At 28.5% G+C, this 19,848-nt stretch carries 23 protein-coding genes; 9 read left to right on the top strand and 14 right to left on the bottom strand.

Annotation, left to right across the window (positions count from 1 at the left end; translation table 11 throughout):
* The first annotated feature begins 22 nt into the window (after positions 1-22).
* From ACIJYB_RS06205 to cyoE, 7 genes are all read left to right on the top strand, one after another.
* Positions 23-703 (top strand): cytochrome c oxidase subunit 3, encoded by a 681-nt coding sequence (locus ACIJYB_RS06205; protein WP_435150624.1) that lies wholly within the window; start codon positions 23-25, stop codon positions 701-703.
* A gap of 313 nt (positions 704-1,016) precedes the next feature.
* Entirely contained in the window at positions 1,017-1,859 is an 843-nt protein-coding gene (locus ACIJYB_RS06200) for a cytochrome c oxidase subunit II (protein WP_435150622.1), read from the top strand.
* Between the two features lie 75 nt (positions 1,860-1,934).
* Complete coding sequence (locus tag ACIJYB_RS06195) at positions 1,935-3,719, top strand: cytochrome c oxidase subunit I (protein ID WP_435152557.1); 1,785 nt, start codon at positions 1,935-1,937, stop codon at positions 3,717-3,719.
* Between the two features lie 12 nt (positions 3,720-3,731).
* Positions 3,732-4,442 carry a cytochrome c oxidase subunit 3 gene (locus ACIJYB_RS06190; RefSeq protein WP_435150620.1) on the top strand — a complete coding sequence of 237 codons (711 nt, stop codon included), beginning with the start codon at positions 3,732-3,734 and terminating at the stop codon, positions 4,440-4,442.
* 8 nt (positions 4,443-4,450) lie between these two features.
* Positions 4,451-4,786 (top strand): cytochrome C oxidase subunit IV family protein, encoded by a 336-nt coding sequence (locus ACIJYB_RS06185; protein WP_435150618.1) that lies wholly within the window; start codon positions 4,451-4,453, stop codon positions 4,784-4,786.
* A gap of 5 nt (positions 4,787-4,791) precedes the next feature.
* Positions 4,792-5,055, top strand: a complete 264-nt coding sequence (locus ACIJYB_RS06180; RefSeq protein WP_435150617.1) for a hypothetical protein — start codon at positions 4,792-4,794, stop codon at positions 5,053-5,055.
* Positions 5,056-5,086: 31 nt separating this feature from the next.
* The gene (gene cyoE, locus ACIJYB_RS06175; protein WP_435150615.1) at positions 5,087-6,004 is read left to right on the top strand and encodes a heme o synthase; all 918 of its coding nucleotides are present in this window, start codon (positions 5,087-5,089) and stop codon (positions 6,002-6,004) included.
* Here the strand turns inward: cyoE and ACIJYB_RS06170 are convergent.
* The gene (locus ACIJYB_RS06170) at positions 5,984-6,229 is read right to left on the bottom strand and encodes a DUF1467 family protein (RefSeq protein WP_435150614.1); all 246 of its coding nucleotides are present in this window, start codon (positions 6,227-6,229) and stop codon (positions 5,984-5,986) included. The genes cyoE and ACIJYB_RS06170 overlap by 21 nt on opposite strands.
* Positions 6,230-6,395: 166 nt before the next feature.
* On the opposite strand from ACIJYB_RS06170, the gene thrC reads away from it, so the two are divergent.
* The gene (gene thrC, locus ACIJYB_RS06165) at positions 6,396-7,778 is read left to right on the top strand and encodes a threonine synthase (RefSeq protein ID WP_435150613.1); all 1,383 of its coding nucleotides are present in this window, start codon (positions 6,396-6,398) and stop codon (positions 7,776-7,778) included.
* On the top strand, positions 7,775-8,260 hold the full coding sequence (locus ACIJYB_RS06160) for a peroxiredoxin (RefSeq protein ID WP_435150611.1): 486 nt from the start codon (positions 7,775-7,777) through the stop codon (positions 8,258-8,260). The genes thrC and ACIJYB_RS06160 overlap by 4 nt, the downstream gene beginning before the upstream one ends.
* On the opposite strand, the gene rnhA is transcribed toward ACIJYB_RS06160, so the two are convergent.
* From rnhA to ACIJYB_RS06095, 13 genes are read right to left on the bottom strand one after another with little or no spacing between them, the layout of a single operon-like run.
* Positions 8,252-8,677, bottom strand: coding sequence for a ribonuclease HI (gene rnhA, locus ACIJYB_RS06155; RefSeq protein ID WP_435150609.1), 426 nt, complete (start codon positions 8,675-8,677; stop codon positions 8,252-8,254). The two genes, ACIJYB_RS06160 and rnhA, sit on opposite strands and share 9 nt — an antisense overlap.
* Positions 8,677-9,642, bottom strand: a complete 966-nt coding sequence (locus tag ACIJYB_RS06150) for a homoserine kinase (protein ID WP_435150608.1) — start codon at positions 9,640-9,642, stop codon at positions 8,677-8,679. Before ACIJYB_RS06150 ends, rnhA begins: the two co-directional genes overlap by 1 nt.
* Complete coding sequence (gene ispH, locus ACIJYB_RS06145) at positions 9,643-10,587, bottom strand: 4-hydroxy-3-methylbut-2-enyl diphosphate reductase (protein WP_435150606.1); 945 nt, start codon at positions 10,585-10,587, stop codon at positions 9,643-9,645.
* A complete protein-coding gene (locus tag ACIJYB_RS06140; RefSeq protein WP_435150605.1) occupies positions 10,577-11,512 on the bottom strand; it encodes a Brp/Blh family beta-carotene 15,15'-dioxygenase in 936 nt (311 codons plus the stop codon). Before ACIJYB_RS06140 ends, ispH begins: the two co-directional genes overlap by 11 nt.
* A 1-nt stretch (position 11,513) precedes the next feature.
* Positions 11,514-12,578, bottom strand: a complete 1,065-nt coding sequence (locus ACIJYB_RS06135) for a lycopene cyclase family protein (protein WP_435150603.1) — start codon at positions 12,576-12,578, stop codon at positions 11,514-11,516.
* Positions 12,565-13,416 carry a phytoene/squalene synthase family protein gene (locus ACIJYB_RS06130; RefSeq protein WP_435150602.1) on the bottom strand — a complete coding sequence of 284 codons (852 nt, stop codon included), beginning with the start codon at positions 13,414-13,416 and terminating at the stop codon, positions 12,565-12,567. Before ACIJYB_RS06130 ends, ACIJYB_RS06135 begins: the two co-directional genes overlap by 14 nt.
* Complete coding sequence (gene crtI / locus ACIJYB_RS06125; protein WP_435150601.1) at positions 13,416-14,876, bottom strand: phytoene desaturase family protein; 1,461 nt, start codon at positions 14,874-14,876, stop codon at positions 13,416-13,418. Before crtI ends, ACIJYB_RS06130 begins: the two co-directional genes overlap by 1 nt.
* Before the next feature lie 39 nt (positions 14,877-14,915).
* Complete coding sequence (locus ACIJYB_RS06120) at positions 14,916-15,413, bottom strand: F0F1 ATP synthase subunit B family protein (protein ID WP_435150599.1); 498 nt, start codon at positions 15,411-15,413, stop codon at positions 14,916-14,918.
* On the bottom strand, positions 15,403-15,990 hold the full coding sequence (locus ACIJYB_RS06115) for a F0F1 ATP synthase subunit B family protein (protein WP_435150598.1): 588 nt from the start codon (positions 15,988-15,990) through the stop codon (positions 15,403-15,405). The genes ACIJYB_RS06120 and ACIJYB_RS06115 overlap by 11 nt, the downstream gene beginning before the upstream one ends.
* Positions 15,991-15,994: 4 nt before the next feature.
* Positions 15,995-16,222: a F0F1 ATP synthase subunit C gene (locus tag ACIJYB_RS06110; RefSeq protein WP_006997791.1), complete on the bottom strand. Its 228-nt coding sequence runs from the start codon at positions 16,220-16,222 to the stop codon at positions 15,995-15,997.
* 18 nt (positions 16,223-16,240) lie between these two features.
* Positions 16,241-16,975 carry a F0F1 ATP synthase subunit A gene (locus ACIJYB_RS06105; protein WP_435085502.1) on the bottom strand — a complete coding sequence of 245 codons (735 nt, stop codon included), beginning with the start codon at positions 16,973-16,975 and terminating at the stop codon, positions 16,241-16,243.
* 10 nt (positions 16,976-16,985) lie between these two features.
* Complete coding sequence (locus tag ACIJYB_RS06100) at positions 16,986-17,261, bottom strand: AtpZ/AtpI family protein (protein WP_435150596.1); 276 nt, start codon at positions 17,259-17,261, stop codon at positions 16,986-16,988.
* A gap of 8 nt (positions 17,262-17,269) precedes the next feature.
* Positions 17,270-19,843 carry a chromosome segregation SMC family protein gene (locus ACIJYB_RS06095; RefSeq protein WP_435150595.1) on the bottom strand — a complete coding sequence of 858 codons (2,574 nt, stop codon included), beginning with the start codon at positions 19,841-19,843 and terminating at the stop codon, positions 17,270-17,272.
* Positions 19,844-19,848: the final 5 nt, after the last annotated feature.

Here is a 19,848-nt window from a genome sequence, read left to right as displayed (position 1 = left end):
TAATATATTATATATTTTAATTATGTCTAAATTTTTTAAAAAACTTTTTGGCACTTTGTCTCATAAGCCTTGGGAAAAAGAACAGATGGAAACCGACAATTATCATCAAGGAAAAACTTTTGATATATCACTACAAACATCAGCAGTAATAGTTATATTTGGTATGAGCACAGTACTTTTTACTTTGCTTGTGACAGGATACCTTTATAGCATACCCGTGAGTCAAGATACTGGGTATTTATTGAAACCAAATTTGTTATGGCTAAATACTCTAGTTCTATTATTTGTAACTTATTTTTTTAACAAAATTACAAAAAATTTAAAAAATAATAAATTTGAAAAAATTAAAAGTAATTTACTTATAGTTGGTTTTTTAAGCTATGCCTTTTTATTTGGACAAATATTTTTTTGGTTTCAATTAATGGAAAGTGGCAATTATGTTTCTACAAATAATTACTTTTCATCTTTTTATATTTTTACAGCACTTCATGGATTGCATCTTTTAGGAGGATTATTTTTTTGGGGTAAAATTTTTTCTAAAGTTAATAAACTTAAAACAAATGAGATCATAAATGAAAAAAAAAGTATTGATGCTTTATCGCTTTATTGGACTTTTTTACTAATTGTTTGGATTGTATTTTTTTTAATTATGTATATATTTAATGATACTGTTATTGCTTGGTGCCGAGCATTACTTAGTTAATATTTTAAAGAAAAAACATTAAGATAGCTCCAACAATTATTATAAAAATTAATAAAATATTTACCGATCTTAAATATTTTTTTATTTCCAAGTTTTTTTTATTTTTAGAGAACTGACCAGCACCAAATGATATTACAATATAAAATAAAAAAACTAAAAAAAGTATAATTATAAAAATTTCAATCTTACCGAGCATATTAAATTTATTATATAGAGCTTTTATTTGATATAAATCAATTTTAATAATAAATTATTCTCTAGATTAAAAACTTATTGTTTTTTATAGTTATGATAATTAATAAAATTAAATAGCATGCATGCAGGAATAATATTTTTAGCAGTAATTATAGGTTCGGTTTTATTTCATATATTTACTCCATGGTGGTGGACAGATATAGCTTCAAACTGGGGAGCAATGGATGATACCATTAATTTAACTTTTTGGATTGGTGGTGGCGTATTTATTTTAGTTTGTTTGTTTATGGTTTATTGCATCCTAAAATTTTCTTATAAAGAAGGGCGAAAAGTTGAATATAAACCAGAAGATCATAAATTAGAAAAAATATTAACAATTGCAACTACGGTAGGAGTTATTGCTCTTTTAGCGCCTGGGCTTATTGTTTATAATAATTATATCAATACCCCAAAAAATGCGCTGCAAGTAGAAGTGAATGCATGGCAGTGGGGATGGCAGTATAGATTGCCAGGTGAAGATGGAATATTGGGAACAGCTCATGTTGCAAAAATTAGTGATGACAATCCTTTTGGAATAAATTTAGATGATCCAAATGGAAAAGATGATATTTTAATTCAAGACGATGTACTTCACTTAAAAACAGATAGACCAGTAAAAATTTTATTAAGATCACTGGATGTTTTACATAATTATTATGTTCCACAATTTAGAGCAAAAATGGATGCTATACCTGGAATTATTTCTTATTATTGGTTTGAGCCAAATAAAATAGGAGAGTACGAAGTCTTATGTGCTGAATATTGTGGAGTAGGTCATTATGCCATGAGAGCAACAGTTATAGTTGAAAGTGAAAGCAATTATGAAAATTGGATTAAAGAACAAGAAACTTTTTCAGATTTAATTGCTAAACAAGAAAATGATAAATTAAAAACAACATTAATTGTTAAAAATAACAATTAAATAATGTAAAGGATAATTATGTCAGACGAATATAACCAGCAAAACACACCTCTCGAAGCACAGTCTTCAGAAAACATGTCTGGTTCTTCTGGTGAAACAACAAAAGATATTGATTACGTAAGACCCGCAGAAGTTCCTGATCAAGATCTTTATCATGGTCATAGTTTTCTCACTAAGTGGGTTTTTTGTCAGGATGCAAAAGTTATTGGTATTCAATATTTTCTTACTGCCGTGTTTACAGGAATAGTTGGTTTAATTCTTTCTTGGTTAATGCGCTTACAATTAGGTTATCCAGATCTAGTTCCATTCATTACAGCTGAACATTATTATCAATTTGTAACTATGCACGGAATGATAATGGTTGTTTATTTTCTAACAGCACTATTTTTAGGAGGCTTTGGAAATTATTTAATTCCCTTAATGGTTGGAGCGAGAGATATGGTTTTTCCATATGTAAATATGATTAGTTTTTGGATGTTTTTTATTGCAGTGTGCGTTCTTATGGCTAGCTTTTTTGTTCCAGGTGGACCAACGGGTGCAGGATGGACACTCTATCCTCCTCAAGCTATTTTGCCAGGTACACCTGGTGAAAATATGGGAATTATTTTAATGTTAGTTTCTTTAGGATTATTTGTAATTGGATTTACTATGGGGGGGTTAAATTACATAATTACAATTTTACAAGCTCGTACTAGAGGTATGACATTAATGAGAATGCCTTTAACTATTTGGGGAATCTTTACCGCAACTGCTTTAGCCATGTTAGCTTTTCCAGCTTTATTGGTTAGTGCGATCATGATGACTTTAGATAAGATGCTTGAAACTAGCTTTTTTATGCCGACAATAATGCAGGCAGGGGAAGTATTAAATTATGGAGGAGGAAGTCCTGTTCTCTTTCAGCATCTGTTTTGGTTTTTTGGGCACCCAGAAGTATACATTGTAGCACTTCCTGCATTTGGAATAGTATCAGATTTAATATCAGTTCATGCTAGAAAAAATATTTTTGGATATAGAATGATGGTTTGGGCTATTGTTGGAATTGGTGCTTTAAGTTTCTTTGTTTGGGCTCACCACATGTATGTTAGTGGAATGAATCCTTGGTTTGGGTTTTTCTTTGCAACAACCACACTTATTATTGCAGTCCCAACTGCATTGAAAGTTTATAATTGGATTATAACGTTATTTAGAGCAAATATAAGAATGAATGTAGTAATGCTTTTTTGTTTAGGTTTTATTATAACATTTGTAAATGGAGGAATTACTGGAATTTTTTTAGGAAATGTAGCTGTAGATATTCCATTATCTGACACGTACTTTGTAATAGCTCATTTTCACATGGTGATGGGTATCGCTCCACTTATGGTAATTATGGGAGCAGTTTATCATTGGTTTCCTCTTGTTACTGGCAGAATGTTAAGTGAAAAATTAGGAAAATGGCATTTTTGGTTTACATTTTTAGGTGCATATTCAATTTATTTTCCAATGCATTATTTGGGATTTATTGGAGTGCCAAGAAGATATTTTGAAATGTATGATAGCCCTTACGTAACGTCAGCTACGGGCATGAATGAATTTATCACAGTTGCTGCCTTAATTGTAGGTGCTGCGCAGCTGATTTTTATTTATAATATTGTAACAAGTATAAAAATTGGAAAACCAGCGGGCAAAAATCCTTGGAAAGCAAATTCTTTAGAATGGTTAACACCTGACGTACCACCAACCCACGGTAATTTTGGAGAGAAATTGCCAGCTGTTCACAGATGGCCATATGATTTTAACGTACCAGGAGCAAAAGAAGATTATATAACCCAAACAACACCACCAAGCGAAGTTATTAATGCTGAGGTAGAAAAAACTTAAGGATAAATATTTATGTCTGATCCAAAAATAGAAGGCTACACATTTAAACCAGGGTTTCGAGGAATGGCTGAAGATACTGGCTCTGATCAAACAATGTTTAAAGGTGTCCAGTGGGGAAAAGTCATGATGTGGATTTTTTTATTAAGTGACACTTTTATATTTAGCTGTTTTTTAATTTCATACATGAAAGGAAGAGCTTCAACGGTAGTAGATTGGCCAAACACAAGTGAAGTATTTTCATTACATGTGGGCGGAGTACCTGTTCCATTATTATTAATTGCAATAATGACATTTGTTTTAATTACAAGTAGCGGAACTATGGCTCTTGCCGTCAAGTACGGTTATGAAAAAAATAGAAAAATGTGTGGTTGGCTTATACTAGCTACAGCCATAGGTGGACTTACTTTTGTTGGAATGCAGGCATTTGAATGGTCAAAATTAATTCACGAAGGTGTTAGACCTTGGGAAAATCCATTTGGAGCTAAACAGTTTGGCTCTTTCTTTTTTATGATTACAGGCTTTCATGGAACTCACGTTTCGATTGGTGTGATCTTTCTGTTCATTTTTGCAAGAAAAGTTTTTAAAGGTGATTTTGATAACGGTAAAAGAGGCTTTTTTACCACAATGAAATCAGATTATGTTGCAATAGAGATCTTAGGTCTTTATTGGCATTTTGTTGATTTGGTGTGGGTGTTTATATTTGCTTTCTTTTATTTATGGTAAAATAATTTATGGACAATATAGAAAATAAAGAACAATCGACAACTCATAAGATAGGAATTTATCTTTGGATATGGGGATTGTTATTTGTACTTAGTTTTTTTTCTTATATGGTTGATTGGTTTGCATTCCAAGGACTATTGAGATGGTCTTTAATTTTAACATTTATGTTTCTAAAAGCTGGTTTAATAATGGCTTTCTTTATGCATTTATTTTGGGAAAGGTATGCCCTTGTAAATGTTCTTTTGTGGCCAATGACAGCAATAGCTTGTTTTATTATTCTTATGGTTGCTGAAGCACAATATACTGTTTTTACTAGATTATTATATTTTTTTACTGGAGGATAAACATTATGACTGGATATACGATACTTGCGGGAGCTTTAATATTTTTTATAATTTTTATTTACGCAACATGGTTTGGAACTCAATTAAATTTAGAAAAACAAAAAGATAAAGGTCCTACAATTACAATTAATCCATATGACAATATGTCTCTTAGCAGAAAATTTATTGATAAAAAAAATAAACAAATTGGAATTTTTGATTTAGGAAATCATATTCTTATTATTGGAATGGTATTAATTTTAGTGTTTATTTTAATAAATGTAGAATAGGTCTATTTTATCTGATAGTCGTTTATCCTAAATGATTAGAAAAAAAACTGCTCCACTAGATTTAAATGAATTAATTAAATCTTTATACCTTTTAATGAAACCAAGAGTAATGTCTCTTGTTATATTTACTTGTGCAGTTGGATTTTTAACCTCAAATTCAGATACAAATACTTTAGACGCAATGATCAGTATAGCTTTTGTGTCAATTGGTGCTGGAGCAGCAGGGTGTTTAAACATGTGGTATGAGTCAGATTTAGATGCGTTAATGACAAGAACATGCTTGAGACCAATTCCCACAGGTAAAATTAATAGAAAACAAGCGCTTATCTTTGGAATAGCGCTTTCATTTATTTCAGTTATAGCATTGAATTATTTCTCAAATCTTTTATCTGCATCTTTATTGTTGTTTACAATATTTTTTTATCTTTTTGTCTACACAATTTGGCTAAAAAGAAAAACGCCACAAAACATTGTTATTGGTGGAGTTGCTGGTGCATTGCCACCCGTTATAGGATGGACTATAGCCACTAATGCTATCAGTTTAGAACCACTGGCTTACTTTTTAATAATTTTTTTTTGGACACCTTCACATTTTTGGGCATTGAGTTTGTATAAAGCTGATGATTATAAAAAAGCAAAGATTCCAATGTTGCCTTTAACCGATGGTATTGAAAAAACAAAATTATATATTTTTGTTTACTCTTTATTAATGCTGCCTGTTATTATTTTTCCATATCTCATTGGTTTTTCAGGATTTGTTTATTTGGTGCCAGCAATAATTCTTACAGTTTATTATAACATTATTTGCTACGATCTTTATAAATATAAAAAAAATAAATTTGATTTAAAAAAAGCAAAAAAGGTTTTTGGTTACTCAATTTTGTATTTATTTTTAATTTTTGTATTGTTTTTAATAGATAGTTTATTTTTAACTAATTATACTTTTTAAATCTAAATATTCATATTTCATCAATAAGCAAATTATTGTGAAAATAATAGTCGTAATACCAATAGAATAAAAAGTCTTTTTAAGAATTTTAGGATTTTCAGGTGCCCCAACTTCATTTGCTGGTATTAAAAACTTTCTATTTCGATTTACATCAATTGACAATATAGAAAAAAATACCACTAACTGAATAATTAGATACATTGCAACTAGACCAATTGTACTCATTTTACCTCCTATATCTTTATCCTTAAAAGGTATATAATTTAAGACAAAGTTAAAAGATAATAAGTCATTAATTTACAATTATATTCTTAACTAGTTTATATTTGTAAATGGGTTTTTATTAGCCATTTTTTTACAATTAATATATTTATATTTTTAAAAAAATTAGATGAAATACATAAGCACAAGAAACAGCTCAAAAACTTTTGAATTCAAAGATGTTTTTATAAAAGGACTTGCAGATGATGGTGGTCTATTTATTCCAAAATCTTTTAACAAATTTAGCAAAAGTGATATTGATGAATTTAAAGACCTTAATTATCAAGAATTAGCAAAAAAAATCATTTATCCATTCATTGGTAATTTTATGAATGAAAATGATTTAAGTAAAATCATTGATAAATCTTATTCAGTTTTTAGAAAAAAAAATGTGGTTGATCTTGTCAAAGTTGGAGATCGATCTGTACTTGAATTATTTCATGGACCTACATTAGCTTTTAAAGATGTTGCCATGCAACTTTTAGGCAGTTTCTATGAATATTATTTAAATAATGAAAATAAAAAACTTAATATTGTTGTGGCTACTTCAGGTGACACAGGTGCAGCAGCTATTGATGCAATTAAAGGAAAAAAAAATGTTAATATTTTTGTGCTTCATCCACATAATCGAGTTTCACCAGTTCAAAGAAAACTAATGACTACTGGAAAAGAACAAAATGTATTTAATATTGCTATCAATGGAAACTTTGATGACTGTCAAAATTTGGTTAAATTAATGTTTGCTGATAAGAATTTTTCACAGGACATAAAAATGTCAGGTGTTAATTCAATAAACTGGGCAAGGATTATTACTCAAAGTGTGTATTATTTTTATAGCTATTTTTTAGTTGAAGATAACAAGCAGCCTATAAATTTTTCTGTGCCAACAGGTAACTTTGGAGATGTTTATGCTGGATATTTAGCAAAAAAAATGGGCCTTCCAATAAATAAGCTAATTGTTGCAACTAATCAAAACGACATTTTGCATAGAGCAATTTCAAAGGGTAGTTATGAAGTGGAAAAAGTTCATGAGACAATATCACCTAGTATGGATATACAAATAGCTAGTAATTTTGAAAGGCTGATTTATGATTTAAATGATGGTGATGATATACAGACAGCAGAGGTAATGAAAAATATTAAAGAAAATGGTAAATATATAATTGATCAGAAAAAATTGAATATAATAAATAATAATTTTTTATCATCAAGAATGAGTGAAGAAGAAGTTTTAAAAACTATAAATACGGTTTATGAGAAATATAGTATTGTCTTAGATCCACATAGCGCAATAGGTTATGGGGTATTTGACAAAATTAATTTAAATGGAAACAATATAGTTTTAGCAACAGCACACCCGTGTAAATTTCCAGATGCAATTAAAAAAGCTATAAATTTAAAAGCAGATCTTCCTGAAGAGTTAATGTTTGTTTTGAATGAAGAAGAGAAATTCGACATCATTGAAAACGACGTTGATAAAGTAAAAAAACATATAAAAGAAAGAATTCAATGAATATAAAAGAAAACGATCAAATACCAAATTCAGAAGTTTTTGTTATGGAAAATGGAAGTCCTAATAAAATAAGAATACAAGAATTTTTAAAAGATAAAAAAGTAGTTATATTTGGCCTGCCAGGTGCTTATACCTCAGTATGCTCCGCAAAACATTTGCCTGGCTATGTAAATATGTTTGAACAATATAAAGAAAAAGGTATTGAGCATATCATTTGTATTTCAGTTAATGATCCATTTGTAATGAATGCGTGGGGTAAAGAGCATAATGTGGGTGAAAAAATTTTAATGGTTGGAGATCCTTTTTTAAACTTTACTAAAGCTATTGGTGCGGATGTAGATAAAAGCGCAAGAGGACTTGGTGTTAGGTCCAATAGATATACAATGCTGGTTGATAATTTAAAGGTTACCAAATTACAAGAGGAGGAAGATGCTGGTTCTTGTGAAATTTCTGCTGCTGAAAATTTTATAAAATTAGTCTAAATTTGCTGCTTTTTTAGCTAATAAATCAACTTCTTCATTCATTGGGTTACCAGCATGTGCTTTTACCCAGTGCCATTCAACACTTAAAGATTTATTAAGATCATATAATTTAATCCATAAATCTTTGTTTTTTACGTCTTCTTTTTTTGATGTTTGCCAATTATTAATTACCCACTTATTAATCCATTCAGTTATACCAAGCTTTACGTATTGAGAGTCGGTATAAATTTTAATTTGTGAGTCAGCATCCATATTTTTTAAAGCATTAATTGGGGCTATTAATTCCATTCTATTATTTGTGGTATTTTTTTCATTACCGCTAATTTTTGTAATTTCACCGTCTTTATTTATGATTGCTGCCCAACCACCATTTCCAGGATTTGTTAAGCAAGAACCGTCTGTATAAATTTCAATCATTAGATTAAATAATTTTTATACGAACCTAAATTATTATGTGTGATAAGTTTTTGATAGTATTCATTTGGATCTTTAATTTGAATTAATGCTGTTTTGGGAGTATTTGAATAATCATATAGTCTAGTAAGCAAATATCTAATCGCTGCACCTCTACATAAAATATTTAATGACTTTTTTTCTTTCAAAGAGATTTTTTTTATACTCTCATATCCTTTAATTAAGTTTTTAACTTTTTGTTTATTAATTATAAATTTTGATTTTTTAAAATCAAAGCATAAAGCATTAATACAAATTGCAATTTCATACATAAAATAATCGTTTGCAGCAAAGTAAAAGTCAATTACTCCTGATAATTTATCTTTATTAAAAAAAATATTATCTATAAATAAATCTCCATGTATTACCCCCTGAGGAAGTTTTGAGGGCCAATTTTTTTTAATTTCTTTTAAATTGTTTGTTAAAAATTTTTGTAAGTTAGCAAATTTTTTTGATTTAAATTTTATTCTTTTTAATAATGGTTCTAGCTCTTTTATACCCATTGAATTTTTTCTAGATATTTTAATATTTTTCGTAATTTCATGAATATTTGCAATTACTTTGCCAATTTCAAAACAATTTTTTAGATTTAATTTAATTTTATCTTTTCCATTTATAAATGAAACGATACATGCTTTTTTATTTTTTAATTTTATTAAGACTGAACCATTTTTACTTTTTAAAGGCTTTGGACAATTAATATTAGAGTTATTAAGTGTTTCCATTAGCCTCATGAAGAATGGTATTTCTTTGTTTGAAACTCTCTTTTCAAAAATTGTCAAAATAAACTTATTTTTTTTCGTTTTTAATAAGTAATTTGTATTCTCAATTCCTTTTTTAATACCCTTAAAGTGAGTAATTTTTTCAATTTCATACTGATCATTAATTGAAACAATGTCTTTCTTATTAATCTTTGTGTAAACAGCCATTTAATTTAATTTTTTTGGGATTTTAAATACTACGTTTTCTTTAATTATTTCTACTTCATCTATCTTGACAGTAAATCTATTTTTTAAATTATTGATAAAATTATCCACTAATATTTCAGGAGCTGATGCTCCTGATGAAACACCAATCGTATTTACGTTTTGAATTTTATCATAAGGTATTTCTACATCCGAGTAGATCAGTATTGAATTTTCACAACCAGATTTTTTGGCTACCTCTACTAGCCTGACTGAGTTTGAAGAATTTCTACTACCTATTATAAAAAACATGTCACAATTTTTAGCTATATTTTTAACAGCCATTTGTCTATTAGTTGTTGCATAACAAATATCTTCTTTTTTAGGCTCTCGTATATTCTCAAATCTTTTTTTTAAAATTTTAATTATTTCTTTTGTATCGTCCACGGATAAGGTTGTCTGAGTAACAAAAGCAATTTTTTTATCTTCATTATTATCATAATTTTTTGCTTCTTCTTCATTTTGGATGAGATCAATTGATCCTTTAGGTAATTGACCCATAGTACCTATAACTTCAGGGTGATTTTTATGACCAATTAAAATTATATGGTACCCAGCTTTATTTAAATTTTCAGCTTCTCTATGTACTTTAGAAACCAACGGACATGTTGCGTCCACATAAGTCAAGTTATAATTCTTAGCATCCTCTGGTATTTTTTTGGGTACCCCATGAGCTGAAAATATAACTGGTCTTGACTTATCTTTTATTTCTTCAAGCTCTTCTACAAAAATAGCTCCTTTTTTTCTTAAATCATCAACAACAAATTTATTGTGAACAATTTCGTGTCTGACATAAACTGGTGCACCATATTTTTGAATTGATTTTTCTACAATCTCTATAGCTCTTTCAACACCAGCACAAAAACCACGAGGTGCAGATAATAATATTTTTAATTCTTTATTTTTCATTTTTTTCTAAAAAATATTCCAGCAATATATGCGGAAAGGTTAAAGACGCCAAACCTATAAATATTATTTTTAAAATTGCACTATCTAAATTATATGAATTACTTAGTAGATACAGTGCAATAAAAGAAAAAACACCTGTCAAAATTGTCAAAGGTAAAGCTTTTTTAACAAACAATTTAAATCCATTAACTACACTATATGGATCAAGCTCGATAGCTAGTGAAATTGAATGTCTAATTGAATGTAAAAAACAGAAATAAACAGTAAAAGCTAGCAGGGGAGATAAATAGTAATTTAATATTAAAATTGAAAAATAATCTAAAAAAATTACAAATTTTTTTATTTCAAAATTCTTTATGAAAAAAAAAATACTAGATAAGGTGCTGCAGATTATTCCTATTTGAATTACTTTATTTGTCTCAATAAAATTTAAACTTAAATAAAACATCTCATTATCAATTAATAATAATTTGAAAATCGCTATAGTTTCCTGAAAATGAAAATACAAGGGAGCAAGTATAGTTAAAAATCCTTTAAAAAAATAAAGCATTTGAGTGAAATAAGATCTATCATTAATCAAAAATTGCGTATCCTCTTTACCAAAGTGGTAGGAGGCGATTATTAAAAAAAAAAATAAAGTCATTGATGGCAATAGTATCCAAGTTATTATGACTGCCGTCGAAACTAAAATATATGTAATGTAGAATATATAATTTGATTTTATATTAAATAACTCAAGCAGTTTTTTTCCCTTATTATGGTCTAATGAACCATGGGAAACACCTATAATTAAAATTAAAAGTAAACACAAAATTGATGAAATATCTAAATTACTATACTTAAAAGATAAAACACAAAAAAAATTTACGACAAAGAAAAAAATAAATGAATGATTTAGATTTATTTTTTTTATTTTATTGTTCATTTTAAATTAATTCTTTTAAAAATTTCCACTTAGGCATTTTTAGAATAACTTCCAAATCTTCAAAAAAACTGCTTTTATTTGATAAAAAATTAATAGCTGTTTTAGGTTTTGAATTAAAAACCTTGAAAAATATATTACTCATTTCAGTAGAATTATTTTTAAGAACTCTTAATAAGATTTTATCCAAAAAATCATATTTTGAATTAATTTTAAATAAATTTATATTTTTTATATTTTCTATGTTTTCTCTTATATATCTGCTCTGTTCTTGAATATTTAGAAAAGCATAACCCGTACTTAATCTAGTCATGCCTCCCGCTGAACCTATGTAAATTTCATTGAATTTATTTTTATTTTTTTGTCTAAAAAGTGGAATTGCACCAGTTTCTTTAAAATTGATTATACAGTTTCTGATATTTAGGTGTTTGCTTAAATAATCATCAATTTGTTCATCATAATCTTTAAGTTTTTCATCATTTAGTTCGGATATCCACGTAGTTTCAATTAATGCATTTCTTTTTGTAAATGGTAGCGTATAAAAAAAATGAACTTTGTTTCTTTGATCACAAGCAAAGTCCATTAAATTAAATATTTCATCATCAAAAAAGTCTTTATCAGTTTCTATTTCAACTCCACAAAAATGCTGCCATAACTCATTCTGTTTGTTTTCAAAATTAGGTACACTATTAAATACAATTGAATTTGACTTATCTAGTTCATTAATGCTTTTAAAAAAGTGAATATTTTTATTTAATTTAATTTTTGAAAGTATTTTTTCGTAAAACATACCGCTATCAATTGCCTGATATGGGGTAGATTGGCAATCTACATATTTTGTTTCATCTGGAGTATTTATTGTAAAATTATTCCAGTTTTTTTTAATACAGTCATCGAAATTATGTGAAAAAACCTTCCAAAAAGACCAAGTTTTATCTCTTATATATTCTTCTCTTGGCTCAATGATTGCTAAAGTTTTATCTTTTAATTTATCATAAATTTCCATTTCATATGCTAATGAGAGACCCGCACAACCTCCACCTATAATTATATAATCAAATTCTTTCATTTAAATTTATTACTTCATTAATTAAATCATGATTATGTTCAATATTATCATCGTTTTTACTTATAAGTGATATCTTAATTAAGTCAAAAATAGATAACAAAGTTTCAATTATTTTTTCAATGTTTGAAACATAAATTTTCCCAGATTTTTTATAATTTTCTAAATTTTGTTTTTTTAAAATTTTATAACCAATTTTTCTATAAACTCTTCTAACAACTAAAATTGCAAAACGAAAAGTGAAAGGAATTTGTTTGATTGAATAGAATGAGTTTTCATAATAACTTTCAGAAAGTTCTATAGTAGATTTTATCTCTTCAAAATTAAGATTTATATAAGATCTTCCAAAATTAAGATCTTCAACAACATCTCTAGATATATTTGTTAATTGCATAGCAATACCAAGATCAATAGCTGATTTTAATGAGCTTTTTTTATTTACTCTTAAAATTTTAGCCATCATTAAACCAACAGTACCTGCCACTCTATAAGAATAGAGTAATAAATCTTTTTTTTTGTTCAATTTTATATTTTTTTGAATATCAGAATTTATTCCATCCAATAAGTCATGAACGACTTTTAAGGGAATATTAAATTCATTTATAAGTTGCCACATATTTTTAATAATAGGATCATCAAATTTTTGATTATTAAAATTATTTTTAAAATCTAAAAATTTTATTTTTTTTATCTCAATTGCTTCATCGCTATCTGCAATATTGTCAGCAACTCTGCAAAAATCATACAAAACTGAACATTTTAAATAAGTTTGTTTTGGCAAGAAAAAACCTGCCCAATTAAATGATTTTGCGTATATCGATAAATAACTCTGATCAGCCATTATATGATTTTATCTAATACCTTTGCAGAAGACAACACACCTGGCACCCCAGCTCCAGGATGGGTTCCTGCTCCAACAAAGTAAAGACCATCATATACCTCTGATTTATTATGAAATCTAAAGTAGGCTGATTGAGTAAATTTTGGCTGAATAGAAAAACCAGAACCATATTTAGTATTCAAATCTTTTTCAAAGTAATCTGGTGTAAGGTAAAAATCTTCTACAATATTTTCCTTAAGGTTAGGCAACAAATCTTTTTCCATTTTACCTATCACTAATTTTTTCATTTTTTCACCTTCAATATCCCAATCAATTTTTGATTGATTGTTAGGAACTGGGACTAACACATAAAAACAATCGCTACCTTCAGGGGCCATTGACTTATCAGTCGCTGTTGGTCTATGAAGATAATAGCTAATATCTTCATTTAATTTTTTTTTATCAAATATATCATCTAGATGTTCTTTATATTTATTGCCAAATTTTATTGTGTGATGTTCAACGTTCTCATAAATTTTTTTTGTTCCAAAATAATATACAAACAACCCCATAGAATATTCCATACGATTTTTTTTCCAATTAAATAGGAGTGAATTATTGTTATTTTGACTTAACAATTTTTCATATACAGCAGGTGGATCTGCATTACAAATCACGTTATCAGCATCTATATTAGTTTGATTATTTATTTGTACGCCATAAATTTTATTATTCTTTGAAATTATTTTGGTAACTTCACTTTCTTTTAATATCTTTACTCCAACCTCATTCATTAATTTTTCATAACCTTTTATTATATTTCCAGTTCCACCCATCGAATAATGTATTCCCCATTTTTTTTCTAAGTACAAAATTAGTCCATAAATAGAGGTTGTTGTAAAAGGGTTTCCACCAACTAAAAGAGGGTGCATACTAAGCATTCTTCTCAATTTTTCACTCTTAATATATGAAGAAACTAGGGAATAGACAGATTTATAACTTTTAAGTTTTAAAAGTGCAGGCAATTGTTGCATCATCACAAATGGTTTATCAAAAGGGACATCTGCAAGTTCAGCAAAACCTTTATCAAAAATTTTTTTTGTAAAATTTACTAACCTTTCATAACCTTTTATATCTTCAGTATTTATTTCTTGAATTTGATTTTTCATTTCCGAATCATCTCCTGAATAATCAAATTTTGTTTTATCTTCAAAAATGAATTGGTACCAAATTTTAAGTGGCGAAAGTTTAATATAATCGCCTGGATTTTTTTTAAATAATTCAAATAATTCGTTAATTAAATATGGTGCAGTAATTACTGTTGGTCCGCCGTCAAAGGTAAAACCATTTTTTCTAAACACCCTAGCTCTACCCCCAAGATCAGAATGTTTTTCCACCAATGTAACTTTATGACCTTTTGCTTTCAGCCTTAGAGCTGCAGCAATTCCACCAAATCCGGAACCAATAACTATAGAATTCATTTTAATAATTTATAGTTTTTTAAAAAAATTGTAAGAATATTATGAGTTAATTTTTTTTAACTCTTCTTTAGTTTCATCTAAGTTTTTTTGAAATACTGCATCAAGCTTAGATTTATCAATAGATGTCGTAATAATTTTTTTAACTGAGTCTACAGCAATTTTAATTGATGCATCTTTAATTTCTTTGATAGCTGCTTCTTTCATCTGGCTTATTTTATTCTCAGTTAAATTTTTTTTAATTTCTGATGATTTATGAAATTTGTCATTTAATTCAATTATAAGCTTGTCAGAGTCTTTCTTCGCTTCTTCTAAAATTTCATTATTAACTGATTGTGCTGTATCCAATTTGTTTTGAGCATTATCAAGTAGTATCTTTGCTTCAGTTCTTAATTTTTCACTTTCATCAATCTCATTTTTAATATCAGAGATCATCTTATCTAACATCTCTGTAATTTTTTGTGGAATTTTAATGTAGATTAAAGCTCCAAAAAATATAATGAAAGATACTGCTACCCAAAAAGTTGCATCAATTGCCATAATATTTATCTCCACTTCTTTTTGACAAATCATCAACAATTGCTGATATGCTGCTATTGTTTACTTCAGCTCCAATAAGTTTTTGTATTAGTTCAGACGATGTATCTATTGCTATCTTATTGATTTTATCAGCAGCACCGCTTTGTAGAGTCTTAATTTCTTGTTCAGCTTTTACGATTTCCTCATCAATTTGTTTATCTAGCACTTCTTTTTTAGAATTTATTTCTTTTGATGCTTTTTCTCTTGCTTGATTAAAAATATTTTTAGCCTCAAGTTTGCTTTTTGTAACAATTTCTTCATACTCTTTAAGCTTTGCTTCACTACTTTCTCTTTGTTTCTCTGCAGCCTCAATATTTTCTAATATTTGGGATTTTCTAGACTCTAAGTTACCACCAATTTTTGGAAGGATAAATTTAGATAAAACTAAATACAAAATTCCAAAGGTTAGTGTTAACCAAAAAATTTGTGAAATCCAAAATTCAGGATTTAATTGAGGCATACCTCCGCTTTCAGCTGCAAAAGCTTCCAAAGAAAGGAAGCTAAAAAATATCGACTGAAAATATATTTTTTTAATCATTAATTTAAAACGCAAAAAGAATGATTAACGCAACTACTAATCCAAATAATCCTGTTGCTTCTGCAAGTGCAAAACCTAAAAGCAAATTAGGAAATTGTTTCTGTGCTGCTGATGGGTTTCTCATAGCACCAGACAAATAATTTCCAAAAATTATTCCAATACCAACACCGGCACCAGCTAAAGCTATTGCTGCTAAACCTGCTCCGATCATTTTTGCTGCTTCTAATTCCATTATATCCTCCTATGTTAATTAATGGTGTAAATTTAATGCATCATTTAAATAGATGCAGGTTAAGATTGCAAAAACGTATGCTTGAAGAAAAGCAACTAGTATCTCCAAACCTGTTAATGCAACCGAAAAACTCAGTGGAAGCCATCCACCAACTATTCCAAGACTTATTACAAAGCCTCCGAAAACTTTCATCATAGTGTGCCCAGCCATCATGTTAGCAAATAACCTTACAGATAAACTGATTGGTCTACTTAAATATGAAATAATTTCTATAACTACTATTAGAGGAAGTAATACTGCGGGCACTCCACTTGGAACAAATAGTTTTAAATAACCAAAACCATGTTTTATAAATCCAATAACTGTAACTCCAATAAAAATAAATGAAGCAAGTATAAAAGTAACTATAATGTGACTAGTTACTGTAAAAGTATAAGGTATCATTCCGAACATGTTACAAAAAAGAACAAACATAAAAAGAGAAAAGATAAATGCAAAATACGGTTTTGCTTTTGATCCAGCAGTGTCATTAATCATTTTGGATACAAAGGTATAACTTAGTTCTGCCAAAAGTTGAATTTTATTAGGCAGTAATGAATTTTTTTTAGAGCCAAGATTAAAAATTAATAAAATAGCAACTGAACTTATAATCATAAACAAACTTGCGTTTGTAAAAGATATATCAAATGCTCCTACTTTAATTTCAGGTCCAATTCTATGTACATTGAATTGGGTCATTGGATTTCCAGCCATAAAATTCTATCTATTTTTGCATATTTTTTGCAGATCTAATTACGTTAGTTATTCCAGCAACCACACCTACAAAAAAAAATATTAATATAAACCAGGGTTTAGTACCAAAGGTCTTGTCAAAAATAAACCCAATAATTGTCCCTACTACCACTGCGGACACCAATTCAGTGCTTAATTTAAAGGCTGTTCCAATAGGAGAGGGGTTATTATTCTTATTATATAAATTTTTCTTTGAAATCTTCTTTTTTGCAATCTCCAAGCGAGTTTTAAACTGATCTTTAGGCATTTATTTAGTTAAGCAACCATGCTTTCTGCTTTTTGGAGATCTACAGCAACCAGCTGACTAATTCCTTTTTCTGGCATAGTTACCCCGTAAAGTCGGTTCATTTTGGACATTGTTAAAGCATGGTGAGTTACAATTATGAATTTTGTGTTTGTTATTTTAATTAATTCTTCAAGAAGGCTACAAAACCTTGTTACATTAGCATCATCAAGTGGCGCATCTACTTCATCTAATACACAAATTGGTGAAGGGTTGGTTAAAAAAACTGCAAAAATTAATGACAAAGCAGTCAATGCTTGTTCTCCACCAGATAATAAAGTTATTGACTGAAGTCTTTTTCCAGGGGGACTTACTAACATCTCCAACCCCGCTTCTAAAGGGTCATCTGAGTCAACTAGCTCAAGTTTAGCATTTCCACCATTAAAAAGTTTTGTGTAAACTTCATTAAATTTCCTATTAACTTTTTCAAACGCTTCGGTTAGACGCTCTCTTCCTTTTTGGTTAAGCTCATTAATGCTGTCTTTTAATTTAACTATTGCTGTAACTAGATCTGAACGATCTTGCTCCATTTTTTTTATTTCATCTTCATATTTACTTGTTTCTTCATCTGCTTTTAAGTTTACTGATCCTAATCTTTCTCTTTCTTGTTTTTTTTTATCTAAAGAGTCCTCTTGATCAACAGCATTTGGTAGTTCTTCAACACCATTTAAGTTAGAATTTTCTAAAATATTTTCTTCAGTTAAACTAAGTTCAGAACTAATTCTATCTAGTAAATCACTTTTTCTTTTTTGTAATCCTTCAATAGTTGCACCAGAACTTGCTTTTCGTTCTCTAATTTGAATTGATTGTTCTTGTATCTCATTTAATTGTACTCTTAAAGTTTCAATTTTTTGATCCGTTTCTTTTATGATTTCATCATTATCAATTTTTTCTTTGTCAGAAATTCTTAAGTTTTCAGAAATTTGACCTTTTCTTTCAGCTTGAACACTAGGCTGATTGTCTAATTCTTTTAATTGTGTTGTTAATTTATTTTTTCTCTCAGTTAATTCTGAAACCATTTTTTCTGAATTTGATAATAAATTTATCCAACTTTCAATTTCAGTTTCAATAGTTTTAATTCTTTCATTACGTTTAATAGACTCATTTTTGATTGATTGATTTTTACTATATGCGTCTGCATATTTTTCTTGAAGCTGTTTAATGTTTTTTGATTTTTCATTAACACTTAATAATTCATCCCTTGATTTTTCATTTTTTAAGTCATTTAAGAAACTATCAAGCTCCATGTTGCATCTATCTAACAAAGTAACCGCCTGATTTATTTCATTCCTATCAATTAGTTCTTTCACTCTATCAATAGAATTTTTAACATTTTTGATGGGTCCAACACTTATATTTATTGTACCTTCCGCAATAGTATTAACCACGTCATCAACTGCCTTTTGTTCTTCTTCAAGTTTTGTCTTTGCGTTTTCCAATTCTTCATTGGATAGTTTTTCTGTTTCAAAATATTTTGAGTTAACTTCTATTAGATCAGCCTTTTCTTCTTTAAGTCTTTTTTCATTAGAATTGGCATCTATTATAATACCTCTTTCTCTAGTGATATCTTCATCTAGAGTTTGAAGAGATTTTTTAATAGCTTCAATTTCATCTTGTGTTCTTGTGTTTTCTTCATCTAAACTTTGGAGTTCTAGGTTTAATCTTTGAATTCTAGATAAATTTTCAATATTTTTTTCTCTTAATGGTGAAACTTTATCCATTGCTGTTTTGATTAAACTTTCCAGTTCAGATATTTTAGTATTAAAACCTTCAACTTCACCTCCAGCTTCACTATTAATTTCATTTTCAATTTGGATTTCCTTATCTATCTCAATTAATTTTAAGTAATAAAGTCCAGCTTCTATTTTTTTAATTTGATCAGTGATTAATTTATATTTTGTTGCTTCTTCAGCTTGTTTTTGAAGATTAGCCAATTGTTTTTCTTGTTGTCTTCTAAGTTCATCTGCTCTTTTAAGATTATTTTCTGCAGCACCCAACCTTAGTTCAGCTTCGTGTCTTCTTACATGTAATCCTGATATTCCTGCAGCTTCTTCTAATATAGCTCTTCTATCTGTTGGCTTTGCTGTTACTAAAGCTCCTATACGGCCTTGACTAATCATTGAAGGTGAATGAGCACCAGTTGACAGGTCAGCAAAAAACATTTGAGCATCTCTTGCCCTAACTTCTTTGTCATTAATATAAAACTTTGAACCTTTATCTTTTTCAATTTTTCTTCTTACGCTGATTTCTTCAAGCTCACGGTATTGAACCGGTCCTTCATTATTCTTATTTTCAACATCAATTGAAACTTCAGCAATATTTTTCGAGGCTTTATTAGAGGTTCCAGAAAAAATTACATCCTCCATTCCTGATCCACGCATACTCTTGGCAGATGTTTCTCCCATAACCCATCTTAAAGATTCAACAATATTTGATTTTCCACATCCATTAGGACCAACAATTCCAGTAAGCCCTTCTTCAATTAAGAAATTTGTTTTATCAGCAAAAGATTTAAATCCATTTAACTGGATTTTTTTAAACTCCATGGTTT

This window comes from Candidatus Pelagibacter bacterium nBUS_44 (assembly GCF_051200895.1).
In the GTDB taxonomy this organism is placed as follows: Bacteria; Pseudomonadota; Alphaproteobacteria; order Pelagibacterales; family Pelagibacteraceae; genus Pelagibacter.
This window is presented reverse-complemented; position numbering and strand designations above follow the sequence as displayed.

Coding starts and splice junctions, on each gene's coding strand:
- ACIJYB_RS06205 (WP_435150624.1), top strand. CDS start 23: ATGTCTAAATTTTTTAAAAAACTTTTTGGCACTTTGTCTCATAAGCCT.
- ACIJYB_RS06200 (WP_435150622.1), top strand. CDS start 1,017: ATGCATGCAGGAATAATATTTTTAGCAGTAATTATAGGTTCGGTTTTA.
- ACIJYB_RS06195 (WP_435152557.1), top strand. CDS start 1,935: ATGTCTGGTTCTTCTGGTGAAACAACAAAAGATATTGATTACGTAAGA.
- ACIJYB_RS06190 (WP_435150620.1), top strand. CDS start 3,732: ATGTCTGATCCAAAAATAGAAGGCTACACATTTAAACCAGGGTTTCGA.
- ACIJYB_RS06185 (WP_435150618.1), top strand. CDS start 4,451: ATGGACAATATAGAAAATAAAGAACAATCGACAACTCATAAGATAGGA.
- ACIJYB_RS06180 (WP_435150617.1), top strand. CDS start 4,792: ATGACTGGATATACGATACTTGCGGGAGCTTTAATATTTTTTATAATT.
- cyoE (WP_435150615.1), top strand. CDS start 5,087: ATGATTAGAAAAAAAACTGCTCCACTAGATTTAAATGAATTAATTAAA.
- ACIJYB_RS06170 (WP_435150614.1), bottom strand. CDS start 6,229: ATGAGTACAATTGGTCTAGTTGCAATGTATCTAATTATTCAGTTAGTG.
- thrC (WP_435150613.1), top strand. CDS start 6,396: ATGAAATACATAAGCACAAGAAACAGCTCAAAAACTTTTGAATTCAAA.
- ACIJYB_RS06160 (WP_435150611.1), top strand. CDS start 7,775: ATGAATATAAAAGAAAACGATCAAATACCAAATTCAGAAGTTTTTGTT.
- rnhA (WP_435150609.1), bottom strand. CDS start 8,677: ATGATTGAAATTTATACAGACGGTTCTTGCTTAACAAATCCTGGAAAT.
- ACIJYB_RS06150 (WP_435150608.1), bottom strand. CDS start 9,642: ATGGCTGTTTACACAAAGATTAATAAGAAAGACATTGTTTCAATTAAT.
- ispH (WP_435150606.1), bottom strand. CDS start 10,587: ATGAAAAATAAAGAATTAAAAATATTATTATCTGCACCTCGTGGTTTT.
- ACIJYB_RS06140 (WP_435150605.1), bottom strand. CDS start 11,512: ATGAACAATAAAATAAAAAAAATAAATCTAAATCATTCATTTATTTTT.
- ACIJYB_RS06135 (WP_435150603.1), bottom strand. CDS start 12,578: ATGAAAGAATTTGATTATATAATTATAGGTGGAGGTTGTGCGGGTCTC.
- ACIJYB_RS06130 (WP_435150602.1), bottom strand. CDS start 13,416: ATGGCTGATCAGAGTTATTTATCGATATACGCAAAATCATTTAATTGG.
- crtI (WP_435150601.1), bottom strand. CDS start 14,876: ATGAATTCTATAGTTATTGGTTCCGGATTTGGTGGAATTGCTGCAGCT.
- ACIJYB_RS06120 (WP_435150599.1), bottom strand. CDS start 15,413: ATGGCAATTGATGCAACTTTTTGGGTAGCAGTATCTTTCATTATATTT.
- ACIJYB_RS06115 (WP_435150598.1), bottom strand. CDS start 15,990: ATGATTAAAAAAATATATTTTCAGTCGATATTTTTTAGCTTCCTTTCT.
- ACIJYB_RS06110 (WP_006997791.1), bottom strand. CDS start 16,222: ATGGAATTAGAAGCAGCAAAAATGATCGGAGCAGGTTTAGCAGCAATA.
- ACIJYB_RS06105 (WP_435085502.1), bottom strand. CDS start 16,975: ATGGCTGGAAATCCAATGACCCAATTCAATGTACATAGAATTGGACCT.
- ACIJYB_RS06100 (WP_435150596.1), bottom strand. CDS start 17,261: ATGCCTAAAGATCAGTTTAAAACTCGCTTGGAGATTGCAAAAAAGAAG.
- ACIJYB_RS06095 (WP_435150595.1), bottom strand. CDS start 19,843: ATGGAGTTTAAAAAAATCCAGTTAAATGGATTTAAATCTTTTGCTGAT.